General features: G+C 55.5%; 15 protein-coding genes. 12 read left to right on the plus strand and 3 right to left on the minus strand.

All coding sequences use genetic code 11. From position 1 onward, the window contains the following. Window positions 1–40: 40 nt before the first annotated feature. Entirely contained in the window at window positions 41–5,143 is a 5,103-nt protein-coding gene (locus tag PSTEL_RS26140) for an alpha-amylase family glycosyl hydrolase (RefSeq protein WP_052098301.1), read from the plus strand. Between the two features lie 208 nt (window positions 5,144–5,351). On the opposite strand, the gene yhbH is transcribed toward PSTEL_RS26140, so the two are convergent. After that, entirely contained in the window at window positions 5,352–6,518 is a 1,167-nt protein-coding gene (yhbH, locus tag PSTEL_RS08970) for a sporulation protein YhbH (protein WP_038694720.1), read from the minus strand. A 279-nt stretch (window positions 6,519–6,797) separates the two neighbouring features. Between yhbH and PSTEL_RS08975 the strand changes: the two genes are divergently transcribed. The 3 genes from PSTEL_RS08975 to PSTEL_RS28070 all read left to right on the plus strand — a co-directional run bounded on the left by PSTEL_RS08975 (window position 6,798) and on the right by PSTEL_RS28070 (window position 10,242). After that, entirely contained in the window at window positions 6,798–8,390 is a 1,593-nt protein-coding gene (locus PSTEL_RS08975) for an amidohydrolase (RefSeq protein ID WP_038694721.1), read from the plus strand. Window positions 8,391–8,512: 122 nt separating this feature from the next. Then, window positions 8,513–9,658: a stalk domain-containing protein gene (locus PSTEL_RS08980; RefSeq protein WP_038694722.1), complete on the plus strand. Its 1,146-nt coding sequence runs from the start codon at window positions 8,513–8,515 to the stop codon at window positions 9,656–9,658. A gap of 83 nt (window positions 9,659–9,741) precedes the next feature. After that, a complete protein-coding gene (locus PSTEL_RS28070) occupies window positions 9,742–10,242 on the plus strand; it encodes a hypothetical protein (RefSeq protein ID WP_179944922.1) in 501 nt (166 codons plus the stop codon). Window positions 10,243–10,358: 116 nt separating this feature from the next. Here the strand turns inward: PSTEL_RS28070 and PSTEL_RS08990 are convergent, their stop codons facing one another. Continuing rightward, window positions 10,359–10,814, minus strand: coding sequence for a hypothetical protein (locus PSTEL_RS08990; RefSeq protein ID WP_038694723.1), 456 nt, complete (start codon window positions 10,812–10,814; stop codon window positions 10,359–10,361). Between the two features lie 186 nt (window positions 10,815–11,000). Here PSTEL_RS08990 and PSTEL_RS08995 point away from each other — a divergent pair, with 186 nt between their 5' ends. Continuing rightward, window positions 11,001–11,381, plus strand: a complete 381-nt coding sequence (locus PSTEL_RS08995) for a DUF423 domain-containing protein (RefSeq protein WP_038694724.1) — start codon at window positions 11,001–11,003, stop codon at window positions 11,379–11,381. Window positions 11,382–11,486: 105 nt separating this feature from the next. Here PSTEL_RS08995 and PSTEL_RS09000 read toward each other — a convergent pair whose 3' ends face one another. Continuing rightward, the gene (locus tag PSTEL_RS09000; protein WP_038694725.1) at window positions 11,487–12,020 is read right to left on the minus strand and encodes a hypothetical protein; all 534 of its coding nucleotides are present in this window, start codon (window positions 12,018–12,020) and stop codon (window positions 11,487–11,489) included. 205 nt (window positions 12,021–12,225) lie between these two features. On the opposite strand from PSTEL_RS09000, the gene PSTEL_RS09005 reads away from it, so the two are divergent. The 7 genes from PSTEL_RS09005 (at window position 12,226) to sufU (ending at window position 18,156) form a co-directional block, all read left to right on the plus strand. Continuing rightward, the gene (locus PSTEL_RS09005; protein WP_038694726.1) at window positions 12,226–12,528 is read left to right on the plus strand and encodes a YunC family protein; all 303 of its coding nucleotides are present in this window, start codon (window positions 12,226–12,228) and stop codon (window positions 12,526–12,528) included. A gap of 277 nt (window positions 12,529–12,805) precedes the next feature. Then, window positions 12,806–13,270: a Dps family protein gene (locus PSTEL_RS09010; protein WP_038694727.1), complete on the plus strand. Its 465-nt coding sequence runs from the start codon at window positions 12,806–12,808 to the stop codon at window positions 13,268–13,270. A gap of 335 nt (window positions 13,271–13,605) precedes the next feature. Further along, window positions 13,606–14,235, plus strand: a complete 630-nt coding sequence (locus tag PSTEL_RS09015) for a DUF1802 family protein (protein ID WP_052098302.1) — start codon at window positions 13,606–13,608, stop codon at window positions 14,233–14,235. 169 nt (window positions 14,236–14,404) lie between these two features. Continuing rightward, window positions 14,405–15,187, plus strand: coding sequence for a Fe-S cluster assembly ATPase SufC (gene sufC / locus PSTEL_RS09020; RefSeq protein WP_038694728.1), 783 nt, complete (start codon window positions 14,405–14,407; stop codon window positions 15,185–15,187). 29 nt (window positions 15,188–15,216) lie between these two features. Beyond that, complete coding sequence (gene sufD / locus PSTEL_RS09025) at window positions 15,217–16,515, plus strand: Fe-S cluster assembly protein SufD (RefSeq protein ID WP_038694729.1); 1,299 nt, start codon at window positions 15,217–15,219, stop codon at window positions 16,513–16,515. Continuing rightward, the gene (locus PSTEL_RS09030; RefSeq protein WP_038694730.1) at window positions 16,512–17,735 is read left to right on the plus strand and encodes a cysteine desulfurase; all 1,224 of its coding nucleotides are present in this window, start codon (window positions 16,512–16,514) and stop codon (window positions 17,733–17,735) included. Before sufD ends, PSTEL_RS09030 begins: the two co-directional genes overlap by 4 nt. Then, on the plus strand, window positions 17,722–18,156 hold the full coding sequence (sufU, locus tag PSTEL_RS09035; RefSeq protein ID WP_038694731.1) for a Fe-S cluster assembly sulfur transfer protein SufU: 435 nt from the start codon (window positions 17,722–17,724) through the stop codon (window positions 18,154–18,156). The genes PSTEL_RS09030 and sufU overlap by 14 nt, the downstream gene beginning before the upstream one ends. Window positions 18,157–18,166 lie beyond the last annotated feature (10 nt).

Genomic DNA, 18,166 nt, shown 5'->3' on the forward strand with positions numbered 1-18,166 from the left:
TCATGATATTAACCCAACCCGAGAGGAGAAGCGCGAACAGATGAGAAGCAGATGGTCCAAAATGCTGGCCTCGCTGCTGACTGTCGCTCTGGTTGCCGGAGCCTTCCCTGCCAATAGGCAGGCGAAGGCTGAACCGGTGCCAGCCGATGTGACAGCAGTATCAAGCCCAGTATATGCCTTGAATGGAGGAACAGTAACAGCAGCTGTGTATGCGGTTACAGACGCCTCGGTGAGCAAGCAGTATATCAATGGGGATTTCAACAACTGGGATGAAGGGCATTTCATTCAAATGATTGAAGGCGATCCGGTTGTGGACAATGGAACCCCGAAAAATGTCTTCTATTATATATTCACCACCGCACAGCTTCAGGCGGGAGGCGGTCAGGTCCAGTACAAATTCATGCCGGATGCGGCATGGGGTGGGGCCCACGCCGATCCGCTGAATCAAACACCACTTGCGGGAGATAACTCCGTTGTCTCTGCCATGACGCTGAAATCGGCTGAGAGCACGATAGCCCCCGGTGGACAGCTTCAGCTTAATGCGCAGCGCACACTGGGAGATGGATCACTGCAGAACCTGGACAGTCAGGCTGACTGGTCGGTAGATTCGGCTTCATCCGGTGCCGGAGTTACGGTAAGTGGAGGGCTGGTTACGGTTCCCTCTTCGATCCCGCTTGGCACAAATATTTTCGTAAGCGCATTCTTTGAGGGTCTGTCGGTAACCAAAAGTCTGACTGTGCTGAATGGCACGATTGCAAGCCCAGTCGTCGGGCAGGATGGTTCCGTCACCTTCAACAACATCTCGCACACAGGCCAGAGCCTGTATCTGGTCGGCAGCATGAACGGCTGGAGCGAAGGAAGCGCTATTGCGATGCCGAAGGACCCGGATACGGGCGCTTTCTCGGTGAAGCTGAATCTGGAGCCCGGAACTTATCCCTACAAGTTCATCCCGACTCTGGGAAGCTGGAACGGTGCAATCACCGATCCGCTGAACCCGAATCAATCGGGCGGCAATTCCGTTGTCTACGTTCCGGGCGTGAAGGTTACCTCGGGCGAGGATATCGCGAAGGGTGACAGCTTGGCACTTACGGCCGTTATGGTCAGTGGCGCCGACGGTTCAACCGTGCCCGTATCCCCGGTATGGAGTCTGAAGGATGCCCGTCCGGGAATATCCCTTCAAGGCAGCACGCTCAGCGTAACCTCCGGTTATGATATCGCGTCCGGCAATACCGTTACGGTCATAGCGTCAAGCGGAGGCTATTCGACCGAGAAGGTTATTCACATCCAGGATAAAATGTATACGTATAACCTGCACTACTACCGGTACGACCAGGACTATACGGATTGGAGCAGCTGGATTTGGGCTGACGGAGGATCGCCCGGTGTCCGTTATCCGTTCACCCAGACCGACAGCGACGGCTTCGCAACGCTTACCGTGAAGCTTCCATACAGCACGATCAATGCCATTCCTCATCTCGGAGATTGGGTGAGCAAGGACTTAACTCATGTGTTATCCATTTCGGCGGGAACCGCTGCGGATATCTGGATGGTGCAGGACAAGAACGCGGTCTATTACAACCGGGAAGAAGCGCTGGCTGCCAAGGCCAATGCTCCGGTACAGCGCTATATCGAACTGCATTATGTACGTACGGAGAAGGATTACGCCGGCTGGGATCTCTGGCTCTGGAATACCGGAGCGAAGGACGGGCTCAAAGAGTTCGACGAGATTACAGACAACTATGCTGTAGCAAGAATCAAGATCGGTACGAATGCAACAAGCATCGGCTTCAAGGTGAAGTATCATGACTGGGACGCTCCAGACAATGCGGTGGATGTCAACTTCGACCGCTACATTGATACTCCGCTGGATCAGGCGGTCACCAAGGTTACGGTGTATCAGGGACAGAAGGAAATGCATATCATACCTGCGCTGCACGGTCCTGTGTTGGAAGACGGAGGCGTGACGTTCTTTTACCGCGACCGGGATCTGTTCAATGCCGGGCAAATGGGCGATATTACGGACGCCAAAGTTAAGGTGACGATTAACGGACACACGGCCATTTACCCGATGGCGTATAACAGCCTGGATGAATATTTCAGCTACCGGCTTCCGAATCTGGAGGAAGGAACGTATACCTACTCCTTCCTGATTACGAAGGGGGAGCAGACCGAAGAGGTAACCGATCCGGAGAATACGGTTGACGGCATCTCCTCGTTCGAATACCGCAATCCTCATATTTCGGTTCAGGGAGCGCTCGCTCCGGCTTCCGTGTCCTCCAATGAGAATACGGTGCTGACCGTAACCTATAGCGGTGACGACAGCGTCCGGATTACAGATTTGTATGTCGATTTGACGCCAATCGGCGGCCCAGCCAAGGCAGAAATCGACCCTGAACTGCAGCAGGCAGCTCTGGCTGTAAAGGATACTACGACGGCAGGGGACAAAGCTTTGACGGTGACGGCCATCGACCAGTATGGCAACAAGCATACGGGTAACGTTACCCTGAATGTGAAACCCCGGCAGTCGGCCGGAGGATCGCTCGATTTCGATTGGGATGAGGCGCGGATTTACTTCCTGCTGACCGACCGATTCTATGACGGTGATGCTTCCAATAACTACAATGTAGATAAAAATGCTATCGATGCCTATCACGGAGGCGATTTCAAGGGCCTTACCGAGAAGCTGGACTACATTAAGGATCTTGGCATCAATACAATCTGGATCACGCCTATCGTGGACAATATCGATTTCAATAACTCCACTAGCGGCGAGTCCTACGGCTATCACGGCTATTGGGCCAAAAACTTCGAAGCCCTGGATGAACATCTGGGCAATATGGATGATTTCAAGACGCTGATCAATACTGCCCATGACAAGGGCATGAAGATTATGGTGGACGTCGTCCTGAACCATACCGGTTATGGACTGAAGGAGAGTGACAACAATCCAGGCGTAACACAGGCGGACAAAGACCGCTTCGCAGGCATGCTGCGAAATAATGCCGTTGACTCGGGAACCGACGCCGTCAAAGGCGAGCTGGCCGGACTGCCCGATTTCATTACAGAGAATCCGGAGGTTCGCGCCAAGCTGATTGACTGGCAAGCCGGTTGGCTGGAGCGTGCCAAGACCGAACGCGGCGATATGATCGACTACTTCCGGGTGGATACTGTCAAGCATGTGGACGATACAACCTGGAAAGCCTTCAAGAACGAGTTGACCGAGATCAATCCTGCTTTCAAAATGATCGGCGAATACTACGGAGCCAGCGTCGACGCCGACGGCGGCAAGCTGCGTTCCGGCGAGATGGATTCGCTGCTTGACTTTCAGTTCAAGTCATCGGCTTCCGATCTCATTAACGGCAAGATCGATGAGACCGAAACCTATCTGGAGCAGCGCAATGCTGCGATGGACAATACTGCAACGATGGGCCAGTTCCTGAGCAGCCATGACGAGGACGGCTTCCTGTCCGAGCGGGCCGGAGGAGACGAGGGCAAACTGAAGGTTGCTGCGGCTCTGCAAATGACCGTGAAAGGCCAGCCTGTCGTCTATTACGGCGAAGAGCTTGGCCAGTCCGGTAAGGCATCGGGCAATCTGAACCGTTATGACATGCCTTGGGACAAGGTGTCCGAGGAGCAGTCGCTGCATGACCATTACAAGAAGCTGCTGAATATCCGCGCCGAATATTCGAAGATCTTCTCCAAAGGAACACACACCAAGATCGCCGGCAGCGACGGCGATGGTTATCTGGTATACTCCAGAACCTATGATGGAGAGAATGGCGGCACCGTCTACGTCGGTCTGAATACGACGACGGAAGCCAAGACGGCGAAGTTCACCGTACCGTACCCGGCAGCCACTGTCCTGGTGGATAAATACAACGGTGTAGACTACACGGTTGACGGGGAAGGGCGTGTGAACGTAAATCTGCCGTCCCGTGATAATGGCGGTACGGTAATTCTGGCGCCGGTATCATTACCGGCGAGTGCCGGGGGGGCGGTTTCACCTGCAAGCCCGGCTTCCGATACCGTGATTGTCGATGAGTCGGCATTGAACGGTGCCGGCACGAACGGCGTCATCACGGTAGAGATCGGAGCGGCTGCCAGCGCGAAGCAGGTTCAGCTGCCGTTGAACGCGGCAGCACTTCTGGGAGACAAGACCCTGCGGCTGCATTCGCAGGATCTGTCTCTGGAGCTGCCGGCCGCCACGCTGGCCGAGCTGCAGGCGCTCGTTCCGGCTGACAGCCGAAGCGGCGCGCATATCTTGCTGCGGCTGACTTCGGTGGCCGCAGACTCGCTTGCATCCGCCCTTGAACATGCGGGTGCGGTATCCGGCGCAGCGCTGGCTGCGGCTGGCGGCGCCTATGACTTCGAGCTGTTCGCCGTTCTGCCTGATGGCACGGCGAAGAAGCTCAATCGGTTCGGCCAGCCGGTTGGACTGAGCCTTCCGGTTGACGCTAAGGCGGATGCCGGACTGGCAGGCATCTACCATGTTACCGATACCGGAACGGTTGAATATGCCGGCGGCACGGTAGCGAACACCGGTACTGTGTCCGCTCAGGTTTATCATTTCAGCACATACGCGCTGCTGACCTATGATAAAACGTTCACGGATGTAACGCCAGCATTCTGGGGTTACAACGAAATCCGGAACCTGGCCGCCAAGCATATTGTGCAGGGCAAGACGCTGACGCAGTTCGATCCGAGCGGCACAGTCACCCGGGCCGAATTCGCAGCGCTGCTCGTCCGGGGTCTCGGACTAGAAGCTGCACAGAGCGAACCGGCTCCGTTCACGGATGTCAAAGCGGGAAGCTGGTACGCTGACAGCGTCGCGGCCGCTTACAAGGCCGGACTGATTCAGGGCGGGGAGGACAAGAAGTTCAATCCTGCTGATGGAATCACCCGCGAGGAGATGGCGGTCATGCTCGTCCGCGCTCTCAATCTGAAGGGTAAGACCCCTGCCGCAGCTAATGACCTGACCGGAGCCTTCTCGGACCGGGCCGGCATCAGCGGCTGGGCCGTTGAGGCGTTCAATCAGAGCCTGAACGCCGGGCTTCTGAACGGCCGCTCGGCAAGCTTGCTTGCTCCGAAGGCGTACTCCACGAGAGCAGAGGCGGCAGCGGTGCTGTACCGCCTGCTGAAATAACGATGCTAAACGCCCGGCTGTTCTGGGCCGGGGATTGCAAATGAATAGGGAAGAGGCTGTTTCCGGTTATCTAAGTGATAACCCGGAAACAGCCTCTTTTTCGTATTATCAGATCAGCCAATCGGAATGAACCCAGCCGACCCTAGATCCATACTGCCTCAACCCTAACCCCCTGCAACCCGGACTCATACTAATGCCGGCTTGCAGGCTACTTGGCTGTCGCTTCTTTTTTGCTGAAAAATGTTCTTAAGGCCTGGTACACTTCCTTCTTGTCCTTGATGACATGGTACATGAACTGTTGGTTCTTGATATGCTTGTAAGCCGACATCAGCGTACTGCTCCGGTTGTACTGATTGACTTCGCCGTAACCGAATATGTTGCTCCGGTTCAGCAGCTCGCCAATCAGCTTGACGCAGCGCTCGTTGTCCGAGCTTAAGTTGTCGCCGTCCGAGAAATGGAAGGGGTAGATATTGTATTTGGACGGCGGGTACCGCTGATCGATAATGTCCAGCGCCTTCTGATAAGCCGAGGAGCAGATGGTGCCTCCGCTCTCGCCCCGGGTGAAGAAGTCGTGCTCGCTGACCTCCTTGGCCTCCGTGTGATGGGCGATGAAGACAATCTCCACCTTCTCGTACTGGCGGCGCAGGAAGCGGGTCATCCAGAAGAAGAAGCTGCGGGCGCAGTATTTTTCGAAGGTTCCCATACTGCCCGAAGTGTCCATCATCGCAATGATGACGGCATTTGAATGGGGGGTGCGCGTCTCATCCCAGGTTTTGTAGCGCAGATCGTCGGGGGAGATGCCGTGAATGCCGGGGTTGCCGCTCCGGCCGTTGCGGCGCAGATTCTCCAGCAAGGTGCGCTTCTTGTCAATATTCGACATCATGCCCTTCTTGCGGATGTCGTTGAAGACGATGGAGCGGACCTCGATCTCCTCCTTCGCCTTTGGCTTCAGATGCGGCAGCTCGAAATCATGAAACAGAATCTCCTCCAGGTCCTCGATATCGACCTCGGCTTCCACGAGATCCTGGCCCGGCTGATCGCCCGCCTTGTCTCCCTTGCCGGGGCCGCTGCTCTGCGCGGGCTCCCTGCCCAGCACATCGCCGATCTGGCTGTCCCCGTCGCCCTGGCCGACATGCTTCTGCTTGCGGTAATTGTAAATAATCCGGTATTCGTCAAGACTGCGGATCGGCACTTTCACAATCTGCTTGCCGTCCGACATGATGATATTCTCTTCCGTCACCAGATCGGGCAGGTTGCTCTTGATCGCTTCCCTGACTTTCTGCTGGTGGCGCTCCTGATCCTGGTGTCCTTTGCGGTGCAGGGACCAGTCCTCTTTCGATACGACGAATGAAAAAGACTCCGGCGGGTGCGGCAAAGATGATCACCTCCTAAGATATTTGAAAGAAAAGACACGCCTTTTGTTCGTTCCGGGAGGGGCGCATCCGGCATACTAATGCAAATCCCCGGCGGCTGCCGGCAGTTGTAACTAAAGTATATTCGCGTGTACGAGGGATATGTGCGCCCTAAAGCTTACGAAATCCGGCGGGACCCCGGCACGTGAGCTTCCTAACGGAATCGCTTTGCGATATGCTTGATGGGATGATCGGCGGACAGGCTTCACGGTCTGCTGTGAGAAGAGAGGAGATTTGCGGCAATGTCAGGCATATTGTTCATTAACGGGCGGCTGTATACAGCCGGACCGAAAGATGCGGACTCCGTGTATGTGGAGAATGGTAAAATAGCAGCGATTGGCCGCAGGGACGAGCTTATGCTCCAGCTTGCAGGCAGGGATTACCGGAAGGTCGATTGGGACGGCGGATTCGTTCTGCCCGGGCTTGCCGATTCGCATCTGCATCTGGGCATGCAGGGCATGAAGCTGGGGATGCTGGATTTCACGAATGCAGCTTCCAAGGAGGAAATGCTGGCGATGGTCGCCGAGCGGGCTCGTACTCTCCTGGAGGGGGAGTGGATTCTCGGGCTCAATTGGAATGAGAACCAATTCAATCCGCCGGTCGCGCCGACAAGGTTTGAGCTCGATGCCGTTACGGATCGGCACCCGGTCTTTCTGACCCGCACCTGCTTCCACGCCTTCCTCGGCAACAGCGCGGCGTTCCGGCTGGCGGGCGTTGGTGAAGACACCCCCGACCCCGCCTCGGGCGCCTACGGCCGGGGAGAGGACGGCCTGCTGAACGGCTGGGTCTATGAGGACGCCTGCGGGCCGTTTAACGTGGTTACGCCAGCTCCCAGTTATGCGGAGCTGAAGGACGCCATGCGCCGGGCGTGCCGGCATGCGCTGTCTCTCGGGCTGACGGCAGGGCATACGGAGGATCTCCGGCTGCTCGGGAGCATCGATACGATGCTGCGCATCCATCAAGAGCTGCGCGAAGAAGGTTTGTTCTTCCGCACTCATCAGCTGCTCTTCCACGATTTTCTTCCGGAAGCGGAAGGGCTCGGTCTTCGTCCCGGAAACGGAGACGACTGGCTGCGCGTCGGTGCGTTCAAGCTCTTCTCCGACGGAGCGATTGGCGGGCGGACTGCGCTGCTGTCCGCGCCCTACCATGATGCGCCGCATACCTCGGGAATGGCGATCCACAGCCGGGAGCGGCTGGTTGAGCTCGCGGCGGAGGTGCGGCGCCTGTCGTTTCCGATCGCGGTGCATGCGATCGGGGACGGCGCGGCCGATTTGACGCTGGGCGCTATGGAGAACGCGCCTCTGCCTAGCGATTCGCCGCTCCCCGATCGGCTCATTCACGCCCAGGTGCTGAATGAGAAGCTGGTGAAGCGGATGAAAGGGCTAAGGCTGATCGCCGATATTCAGCCCCGGTTCGTGGCCAGCGACTTCCCCTGGGTGCTGGACCGGGTGGGACCGGAGCGGACAGAATATTTGTATGCCTGGAAGAAGCTGATTGCTTCCGGGATTGTCTGCGCAGGCGGAAGCGACGCCCCGATCGAGCCGCTAGATCCTTTTCTTGGCATGCATGCGGCAGTAACCCGCAGCAGACCGGGAGAGAAGCATGAGGGCTATTTGCCGGAGGAGAAGCTTACCATGGACACCGCAATTCATCTGTTCACCCGCGGGAGCGCGGCGGCTGCGGGTGAAGAACGGGAGCGCGGTGCGCTTGCGGACGGATATTTCGCGGATTTCACCGTCATTGACCGGGATATCACCCGAAATCCCGACGAGCTGCTGTCGGTCACCGCAAAAATGACGGTAGTGAACGGGATCATCGCCTATGAAAAAGCATAACCGGAACATGCATGACCGGACATGTAACAGAAAAGGGTCCAGAATGTAAACGCGTGGTAACTATTGAGCCGGCGGCTGCGTCTATAATATAGAAAAAACAGATAGAGAAGGAGTCCGCCCTCATGAAGCTCCAAGCTGCCGTGCTGATACTGCTGGCTTCCGCCGCTGTTCTGACCCTCGCATGCCCGTCCGGAGCGTCCGCCGCACAGAGCGCAGTTGCCGCTCAACCGGAAATAACTTCTGCTGAATTGAAGCGCGATAAGCCGAAGCCAGAACATACAGCGGATTCCGGAAGCAGGCGTGAGAAGGTTTCCATCGTATGGAACGGCAAGACACTGCAATCCGGACAGACCTCCCACATCCGCAACGGGGTTACGTTCGCTCCGATATCTCTGTTCTCCAAGCTGCGGGGCATTTCCGTGCATTGGATGGAGGAAGAGTCGCTGGCAAGACTTTGGGTAGACCGCGGAGGGGTATTCGATTTCAAGCCCGGCGCTGATTATGCAGAGGATATGGACAGGCGGTACCCGCTTGGCGCCGCCATCACCGTCTCGAACGGTGAGATTATGCTGCCCCTCAGATTTATCGCCGAGATGGCCGGGGCGGATTGTTACTGGGACCGGGAGGAACATCTGGTGAGGATCGTCCAGACAAAGACCGCGATCGCTTCGGTGCCGGGAACAAAGGCGCGCCTATACCCGATGGCGGAGCAGGACGGGGAGTACAAAGGGATAACGCTGGAATGGAATGGTAAGCTGAAATCCTATCCGGACTGGGTCAATCCCTCCAATATGGAGTCGCCGCCGCGTCTGGAAGACCGCGATATCGACTTCGATGGCCGCCGGGAAGCGGTTGTCGCTCTGAACGCAGGGAGCGGAACCGGTGTATATCTGGAAGAGATTCATGTGGTGGACAGTCTTACTTACCGGGAGATTCCGGTGGAAGATGCACTGCAGGCTGTCCGCAGCCGGATTCAGTCGTCCGTTGAACGCAGCGGGGGGAAGCTTCATATCCGGGTAACGGCAGGCGGATCGGCTATGGACCAGACTCTGTACCGCAGTGGAAATGATGGACCGGACTCATCTCAGAGCAAAGAGTTGAGCTTCGGCTCGGTTATCCGGTACGAAATTCGGGATGGCGCATTGATTGCGCTTCTGGCGGGCTCATATGGGATTTCCGATTTCGTCGGAGAAGCCGAGGTCCGGTATGTCAAGCAGGATGGCAAGTATACTGCAAGATCGGTCTCTTTCCTTTTCTATGACGAATAAAAAAATGCAACCCCGCCCGCTTCAGCTGCGTTTAACAAGATAGACGCGAAACAGCGTGAAACGAAAGTAGGAGGTCCAACATTATGAAACGACATCGATCGCTATCGGCTGCCGCCGCCCTCGCCGTATTTACGCTCGCCCTTTCAGCCTGCGGAGGCGACAAGGCAGCGGAAGCCCCTTCAGCCAATACAACTCCTGCTGCTTCGGTTGAAGCTTCATCTTCACCGGCCGCAACCGCAGTTGCAAGCCCTGAGGCAACGGCTGCTGTGCTTCCGAGCGCAGAGCCATCGGCCAGCCCGGCAGCTCCAAGCGCCGAACCATCGGCCGCCCCGAGCCAGAGCGCGCCTGCCGAGTCTGCTCCCATTAGCGGCTCCGGCGTATATAACGGCCAAATCGACAGCCATTCGGTCGAGATCGAAACCAAGGATGGTCCGGTTGCCTTTGAACTGGGTGAGGGCCTGGAGAATGTCCCCGATACGCTGAATGAGGAAGACAAGGTTATCTTTGAATATGTAGACAGAGCGGTTCCCGGCGACGGGGCGCTCAAGCAGCATGTGCTGACCAAGCTGGCCAAGGCAAAATAACAGCATACCATGACGATTAAGCGGTGATTTCCATCGTCAAAAGCCCCTTCCTCCACTTGCCCTGGCGATGCCAGGAGAAGAGAGAAAGGGGCATTTTTGACTTGACGTAACACGGCTCAGCTCAGGCTGCCGGCCGCCGCAAGCGCAATCGCGATCATCAGCACAAAAGCGAGGATGACCAGCGAGTTAATGATCGTACCGATGATTCCGAATACTTTGCGCCTTCCGCGAAGCGCAAGGCCGATGATACCGACGATTACACCGATCACGTTAAGTGCGCCAAGTCCAAGCATGGAGAAGCCAAGCAGGAGGAAGGCGCCTCCCGATTCCGAGGACACGTTGCCCGCTTCATCAATCAGAGGTCCCAGCATGCTACCGGCGACTGCGAAAGCGATAATGTAACCAGCCAGCGTAACCATTGCGATGACAAATGAGGCGATGCCGGGTCCCGAATGCTTGAGCAGCGACCGGTCCTCCGGATAAGAGGAAGGATAAGGTGAAAATGCAGGCGAAGTTCCGGCAGGCGTCTCCGGCCCCGGATACTCGTTCTTCGAGAAATCCTGTTCGTTCAAAAGGCTGTTCACTCCTTCATGACCTTAAGCTAAGGTCGATTATGCTGATACGCTACATACAGTTTTTCACAGATGACCCCATTCATGCAAGCGGAATACGCATATTGCGACCGAATTTTCCATCGTTTGACCAATTGTGATAAGATGATCATGATTTTAGACCAAGCATGTGAGGAGATGTCTGCTGTGCAACGCGTGTTTGCTGCCTGGGGAGCGCTGCTGGCGATGTTGTCGGTAGCCATCGGCGCCTTTGGGGCTCATATTTTGAAATCGACGCTCAGCGAAAGCTCTATGGCGGTATACGAGACGGGAGTTCAGTATCATATGATGCATGCGCTCGGTATCCTGATCGTTGGTCTGGCAGCAGGCCACTGGGGAGAGAGCCGGAGACTGCGCTGGACGGGCGGACTGTTGATCGCGGGGATCGTGCTGTTCTCGGGCAGTCTGTATGCGCTCAGCATATCGGGCATCAAGGTTCTCGGCGCCATCACTCCGATCGGGGGCGTATGCTTTATTGTTGGCTGGCTGCTGTTCGCGATGGAGGCCTTTTCCCGCAGAAAAAGCTGACCGCTATGCCGCCTTCAAAGCCTGTTCATAACAGGTCGGGCGGCCTATTAGACAGATGAGGGTGCTTCCTGCCGCTCGGCGGCTATGGAAGCACCCTCATCTGTACTACATGAATTCGTCGATTTCGTTAAGATTGAACATGTACACCTGCTTCTCGTCAACGTGGTACACGTTCAGAGTTCCGGCCGCCTCGTCGAAGTTGAGGATACGGCAGGGCAGGGACACCTGCTTGCCCTGGCGGTTCGCTATTAACCGGACGAGCCGGTTCTCCTGAATGAAGGTCCGAATCTGACCGAATGCATCCTCCGGCAGCGACACCTGCTGCTTCGGCCGGGCCGGTCTTCCCGTTCCACTGGCTGCGGGGGCTGCAGGCTGCGGAGCCGCAGGCTTCGCGGCATCGGTGTTCTTTCCTTCTTTGGTAGCGTTTTCCAAGCGGGACTGTGCAATTCTCGCTTTAAGCAGTCCGTCGATCGTCTTGCCTAGGGGAAGCTCTGAATTGATTTTGAAGTCGGTCACGGCCTTGCTCCCGTTCATCAGCTCAAGCAAATATTGCAAAGCAAGCGGGTCGGTGTTGGCGCTAATCAGGATGTCGACGTTAAACAGGTAGTGACCGTCTTTGCTTTGAAGTTTCTTGTCCATAATTCCCCCAGCATTTACAATAGAAATAGTACTTAGTAAATAAACTATAACACTAAATATGAAATATTTATATACCCGGCTAAGAAAGAAATAGGCCCATAGTCTCCTGGATTCTCCCGGAATTCCGGGACTATCGTCTACACAGATACAGGCGTCCGCACATACACATAGAAAGGATCAAGTTGAGGAAGGAGGCGCCTTAAGTATGGTGACCTTGGAGCCGGTTGAAGTGGGAGGACACAAGCTGGTCGGTGTTGAGGTGAAGCTCCCCAAGACAACGCTGCTGACCATCAGCACCGATAAGGGCTATATTATGTGCGGGGCGCTGGATGTTGGGCTGCTGAACGAACGCCTTGCGGACAGAGGCATTATTGCCGGGCGTGCCGTGGGTGTGCGGACGCTTGAGCAGCTGCTCGCAGCACCGCTCGAATCCGTTACCGTACAGGCCGAGCGCCTGGGGATCGTGCCGGGTATGTCGGGAGCGGACGCCCTGCTGAAGATGCTGTAGGATAAGCCGGACACAGCCGCTAATCAAGACCGTCTTTCTCCATAGGAAGGCGGTCTTTTTCAATATTTTCACATTTGCGAAGATACAAGCAGCCGAATAATCAGCGGGAAAGGCGAGCATGCTACGAAAGCCGCTTCTCTTTTTTATGACAAAATCATGGATATTCGCAATTGCTGTTTCGACATTCTTGGACGCGGTTAAAGGGACAGTAGACAGCCGCAGGGCCGGGTAAGACTTGCAAGGCCGGCTACTTTTTTGAATAAGGAAGGGATTTACCATGGCAAAAGCAACGAACAAGGCTAGCTCCAGCACTTCGATCGAGCAAATTTTGAACCGGCAGGTTGCCAACCTGAACGTCCTTTATGTCAAAATACACAACTACCACTGGTATGTGAAGGGCGAGCAGTTCTTCTCGCTGCATGTGAAATTCGAGGAACTGTACGATGATATTACGCTGAAAATGGACGAGGTTGCCGAGCGTCTGCTGAGCATCAAGGGAACACCGGCGGCTACGTTGAAGGAATACCTTGAAATAGCAAGCGTTGAGGAAGCGACAGGCAAAGAGGATACCCGCGCCATGGTTCAGACTCTGATCGAGGACTTTACAACGATCGCCGAAGAGCTGGCGGAAGGTATCGAGCTCGCTGAAGAAGGCGGCGACCAGCCTACGGGCGATCTGTTCATCAAGATCCGTTCCGATCTGGAGAAGCAGAGCTGGATGCTGCGCTCTTTCCTCGGATGATGATTCTGACCGGACCGCGTCCGGCGGCTCGCTATCGGACCTGAGGACGTTTCTTCGTTGAAATTACTCCGCTGATGAAGAGCATAGTTATCGAGGGGGCACCTTAATGAAGGTGTCTCTCTTTTTGTGTAAGGGACAAGCGAGAAAAAGGATGAATATGCCGTCGCCAGGGAAGGAAAGGTATAGCCATCGGTACTTTGGAGACGGAACATTGCTTCTTCGGCGGAGGTTTACGGCAGGCTTTTTTACATCGGTCTGTCGAAATGCTGCGAATGCCGCTATAATAGACAATAACATACTGCTTGGAAATTCACTGCCCAAAGGAGGAGATCGCCGTGAATCAGAGCCCAGTGGCCCTGAAAGAATGGGCGTCGGCTGTCGATGCGCTGTGCGGAGGGGACCAGATCCTTGTGCTGCGCAAGGGCGGAATTGCTGAAGAGACGAGGCGGTTTGAGCTGAAAAGCAGGTTCTTCTATCTGTTCCCGACCTATGAGCATCAGCGGACGGAGCTGATGAAGGACCGGTACAAGCCTCTTGTCGAGCGTTCCTTCTCGGAATATGACATTGACTCCGGTACTGTTGCGCTTAAGGCCTGTGCCGAGGCAACAGATGATCTGGAGATTTATGATTTTGAACAATTGGGGCGTTTGTCGCCCTTTCATGTGTGGAGTGACAGGCTGGCCGAAGAGAGGCTGAAATGGAAGGCCAAGCAGCCGCTGCATGTGCTATTGCTGCGCGTATACCTGCTGGAAGCGCCGGCTGTAATCCCAATGCTTCCCGAATATGCTGGCTGCCGCTCCTGGATCGCTCTTGATCCGCCTCCCCCGTCCATAGAGATGACTCCGGTCCTGGGTGACCAGGCTTATACAGAACGCAGGAATGAAATTCTGTCCATTTTGGGCAATAATTTGACAAAGCCCCCAATAACCATCCTGAAAACCCTTGAAAATGAAAATTCAATTTGAAAGTGAAGGTTTGTTATAATAAAATGAGTGAAAATCATTGATAATCAGTGAGAATCAAATTATAATTATTTTAATTTGATAAGCAATACAAATATAATGCTGGGATCAGGGATAACCTGTTTGCATAAAACTTCTGATTTCGCAAAATCGATCAATGGAGGGAAAACGTATGGCGGCAGAATTTGTCATTGAGGGTTTGAAAGCGACGATTGAAGGGAAAGAGATTCTGAAAGGACTGAATCTCCAGATGAAGGGCGGCGAGGTTCACGCCATCATGGGGCCTAACGGTACAGGTAAAAGTACGCTGGCCTCCTCGCTCATGGGTCACCCGAAATACGAAGTAACGGAAGGAACCGTAACCCTTGAAGGCGAAGACCTGCTGGAAATGGCCGTTGACGAGCGCGCCCGCGCGGGATTGTTCCTGGCCATGCAGTACCCGAGCGAAATTGCCGGCGTAACGAATTCCGACTTCCTGCGCAGCGCAATCAACGCCCGCCGCGAAGAAGGCAGTGAAATATCGCTGATCAAGTTCATCCGTCTGATGGAAGGCAAGATGAAGGATCTGGAGATGGACCCGCAGTTCATGCACCGTTACCTGAATGAAGGCTTCTCCGGCGGCGAGAAGAAACGCAATGAAATTCTGCAGATGATGATGCTGGAACCGAAGATCGTCATTCTGGACGAGATCGACTCCGGTCTTGACATCGACGCGCTGAAGATCGTTGCCCAAGGCGTTAACGCTTTGCGCAGCGAAGACCGCGGATTCCTTGTCATTACCCACTATCAGCGTCTGCTTAACTATATCAAGCCTGATTTTGTCCATGTTATGATGCAGGGCCGAATCGTGAAGTCCGGCGGACCGGAGCTCGCAGAGCGTCTGGAAGCCGAAGGCTATGAATGGGTCAAGGAAGAGCTCGGAATCGAAGACGAGACGGTAGGACAGGAAGCTTAACCAAAACGGCAGGAAGGAGGAGACCATTTATGACGACGCAAACCATTCTTCCGGTAGACGCCGGCCGTTTAAGCGAGCTGTCGCTAAGCAGCGGAGAGCCGGAATGGCTGAAGGAAAGCCGCCTGAAGGCGCTTGAGCTTGCCGGGCAGCTGGAGCTGCCGAAGCTTGAGAAAATGAAGATTGAACGGTGGAATATTAATCAGTACGGTACCTACAAAGCAAGCGAGGCAATCTCCTCGCTGAGCGAAGTTCCTTCCTCGTTAACCGCGCTTACGGGCGCCGAAGGAGGCAGTCTGGTCATCCAGCGCAACTCTGGCGCAGTGTATACGAATCTTGCTCCCGAGCTGGCTGCCCAGGGTGTGATCTTCACGGATCTGCAGACCGCAGCCCGCGAGCACGGCGACCTGGTCCGGCGTTATCTGCACACTGCGATCAAGCCGGATGAGCATTCGGTAGCGGCGCTGCATGCGGCGCTGTGGAACGGAGGCGTATTCCTCTATATTCCCAAAAATGTAGTCGTCGATACGCCGCTGCAGGCGATCTACTTGAGCGACGACGCCGAAGCGACATTCGCTCCGCATATCCTGATCGTGGCCGACACGAACAGCTCGGTCACTTATGTCGATAACTATGTATCGTCCAAGAGCGAAGCCGGACTCCATAACGGAGCCGTTGAAGTATTCGCCCTGGCGGGTGCCAAGGTCCGCTTCGCCAGCGTTCACCAATTCGGCTCGGATATGACGGATATTACTTACCGCCGCGCCGTTCTGGAGAACGACGGATCAATCGAGTGGATCATTGGGGAGATGAACGACGGCGATACCGCCAGCGACACCAAGTCGGTGCTGAAGGGCAACGGCTCCACCTCGGACGCGAAGGTAATCGCGGTAGGTTCAGGCTCCCAACGCTTGAACTACACGACACAAGCCCAGCACTTCGGAAAAAATACGCCGAGTGACATGATTACCCGCGCCGTGATGCGTGAGAATGCAACCTCCATTATCAATGGCATCACGAAGATTGAGAAAGGCGCTACCCGCGCTGACGGTCAGCAGACCGAGAAGGTGCTCATGCTGAGCCCCAAGGCCAGAGGCGACGCCAATCCGATCCTGCTGATCGACGAGGACGATGTCTCCGCAGGTCATGCGGCATCCGTCGGCCAGGTTAATCAGGAGCAGATCTACTACCTGATGTCCCGCGGCATTACGCGGGGTGAAGCCGAGAAGCTGGTCATCTACGGCTTCCTGGCTCCGGTTGTATCGCAAATTCCACTGGAGGGACTGCGTGACCAGCTTCAGTCTCTCGTGGAAAGGAAGTTAGGACAATGAACAGCGCCATCCGTGAGCAATTTCCCATTCTGAATCAGAACGTCAACGGTCATCCTCTCGTATATCTGGACAGCGCAGCCACCTCGCAGAAGCCGCGCCAGGTGATCGAAGCGATCAAGTCCTATTACGAGCTTGACAATTCCAATGTGCACCGTGGTGTACACACGCTTGGAAGCCGTGCAACCGATGCTTATGAAGGAGCACGGGAGAAGCTTGCCCGATTCATCAATGCGCGCAGCACGAAGGAGATCGTGTTCACACGCGGAACGACGACGGCCCTTAATCTGGTCGCCTCCTCCTATGGACCGGCGAATGTCGGAGAGGGCGACGAAATTGTGATCACCCAGATGGAGCATCATAGCAATCTGATTCCTTGGCAGCAGCTCGCGAAGAAGACGGGAGCGACGCTGAAATATATTCCGCTTCAGAAGGATGGGACCATCCTTCTGGAGGACGCCGAGAAGACGATCACGGACAACACGAAGATTGTCTCCGTGGCCTATGTCTCGAACGTCATGGGCGTCACCAGCCCGGTGAAGGAGCTGGCGGCGATCGCCCATCGGCACGGAGCAATCATGGTGGTTGACGGCGCGCAGAGCACGCCTCATATGAAGGTCGACGTCCAGGATCTCGACTGCGACTTCTACGCCTTGTCCGGCCACAAAATGTGCGGACCTACCGGCATCGGCGCCCTGTACGGCAAGCGGGCGCTGCTGGAGGCTATGGAGCCGGTCGAATTCGGCGGTGAAATGATTGACGATGTAGGGCTGTATGAATCCACATGGAAGGAGCTGCCTTGGAAATTCGAAGGCGGCACTCCGATTATCGCCGGCGCCGTGGGTCTTGGAGCGGCGATTGACTTCCTGCAGGAAGTCGGCCTCGACGAGATTCACCGCCATGAGATGAAGCTCGCCAAGTACGCCGAGCAGCGCCTCGCCGAAATCAACGGCATCTCGATTTACGGTCCCCGGGGCCGTGAAGTGGGACTTGTTACCTTCAACCTGGGCGATGTTCATCCCCATGATGTAGCGACGGTGCTCGACGCGGAAGGAATTGCGATTCGCGCGGGTCATCATTGCTGCCAGCCGCTGATGCGCTGGCTGGAAGTCAGCTCTACGGCACGAGCCAGCCTGTATTTGTACAACAACGAAGAAGATATTGACCGACTGGCTTCGGCACTAATCCGCACAAAGGAGTATTTTGCCGATGCAATTGGATGATTTGTACAGACGCGTCATTATGGATCATTATAAGAATCCCCGGAACCGCGGCCTCTTTGCGGACGACGCTATGAAGGTTGAGCTTAATAATCCGACCTGCGGCGACCGTATCACACTTCAGTTGAAAGTGGAGGACGGAATTGTCAAGGAAGCCCGGTATGTCGGGGAAGGCTGCTCGATCAGCATGTCTTCCGCTTCAATGATGACCGAGGCGGTTAAAGGTAAGACAGTGGAGCAGGCTCTAGATATGGCCGGCCGCTTCTCTTCTCTGATGAAAGGCGAGGACGTGACGTTCGACGATTACGAGGATATAGAAGCTCTTTCCGGCGTTAACAAATTCCCGGCCCGCATCAAATGCGCAACACTGGCCTGGAACGCGCTGCGCAAAGGCATTGACGAGGAAGAACGGCACCACCACTAAACGAAATGAA

Origin of the sequence: Paenibacillus stellifer, assembly GCF_000758685.1 — a bacterium.
Classification (GTDB): Bacteria; Bacillota; Bacilli; order Paenibacillales; family Paenibacillaceae; genus Paenibacillus_AQ; species Paenibacillus_AQ stellifer.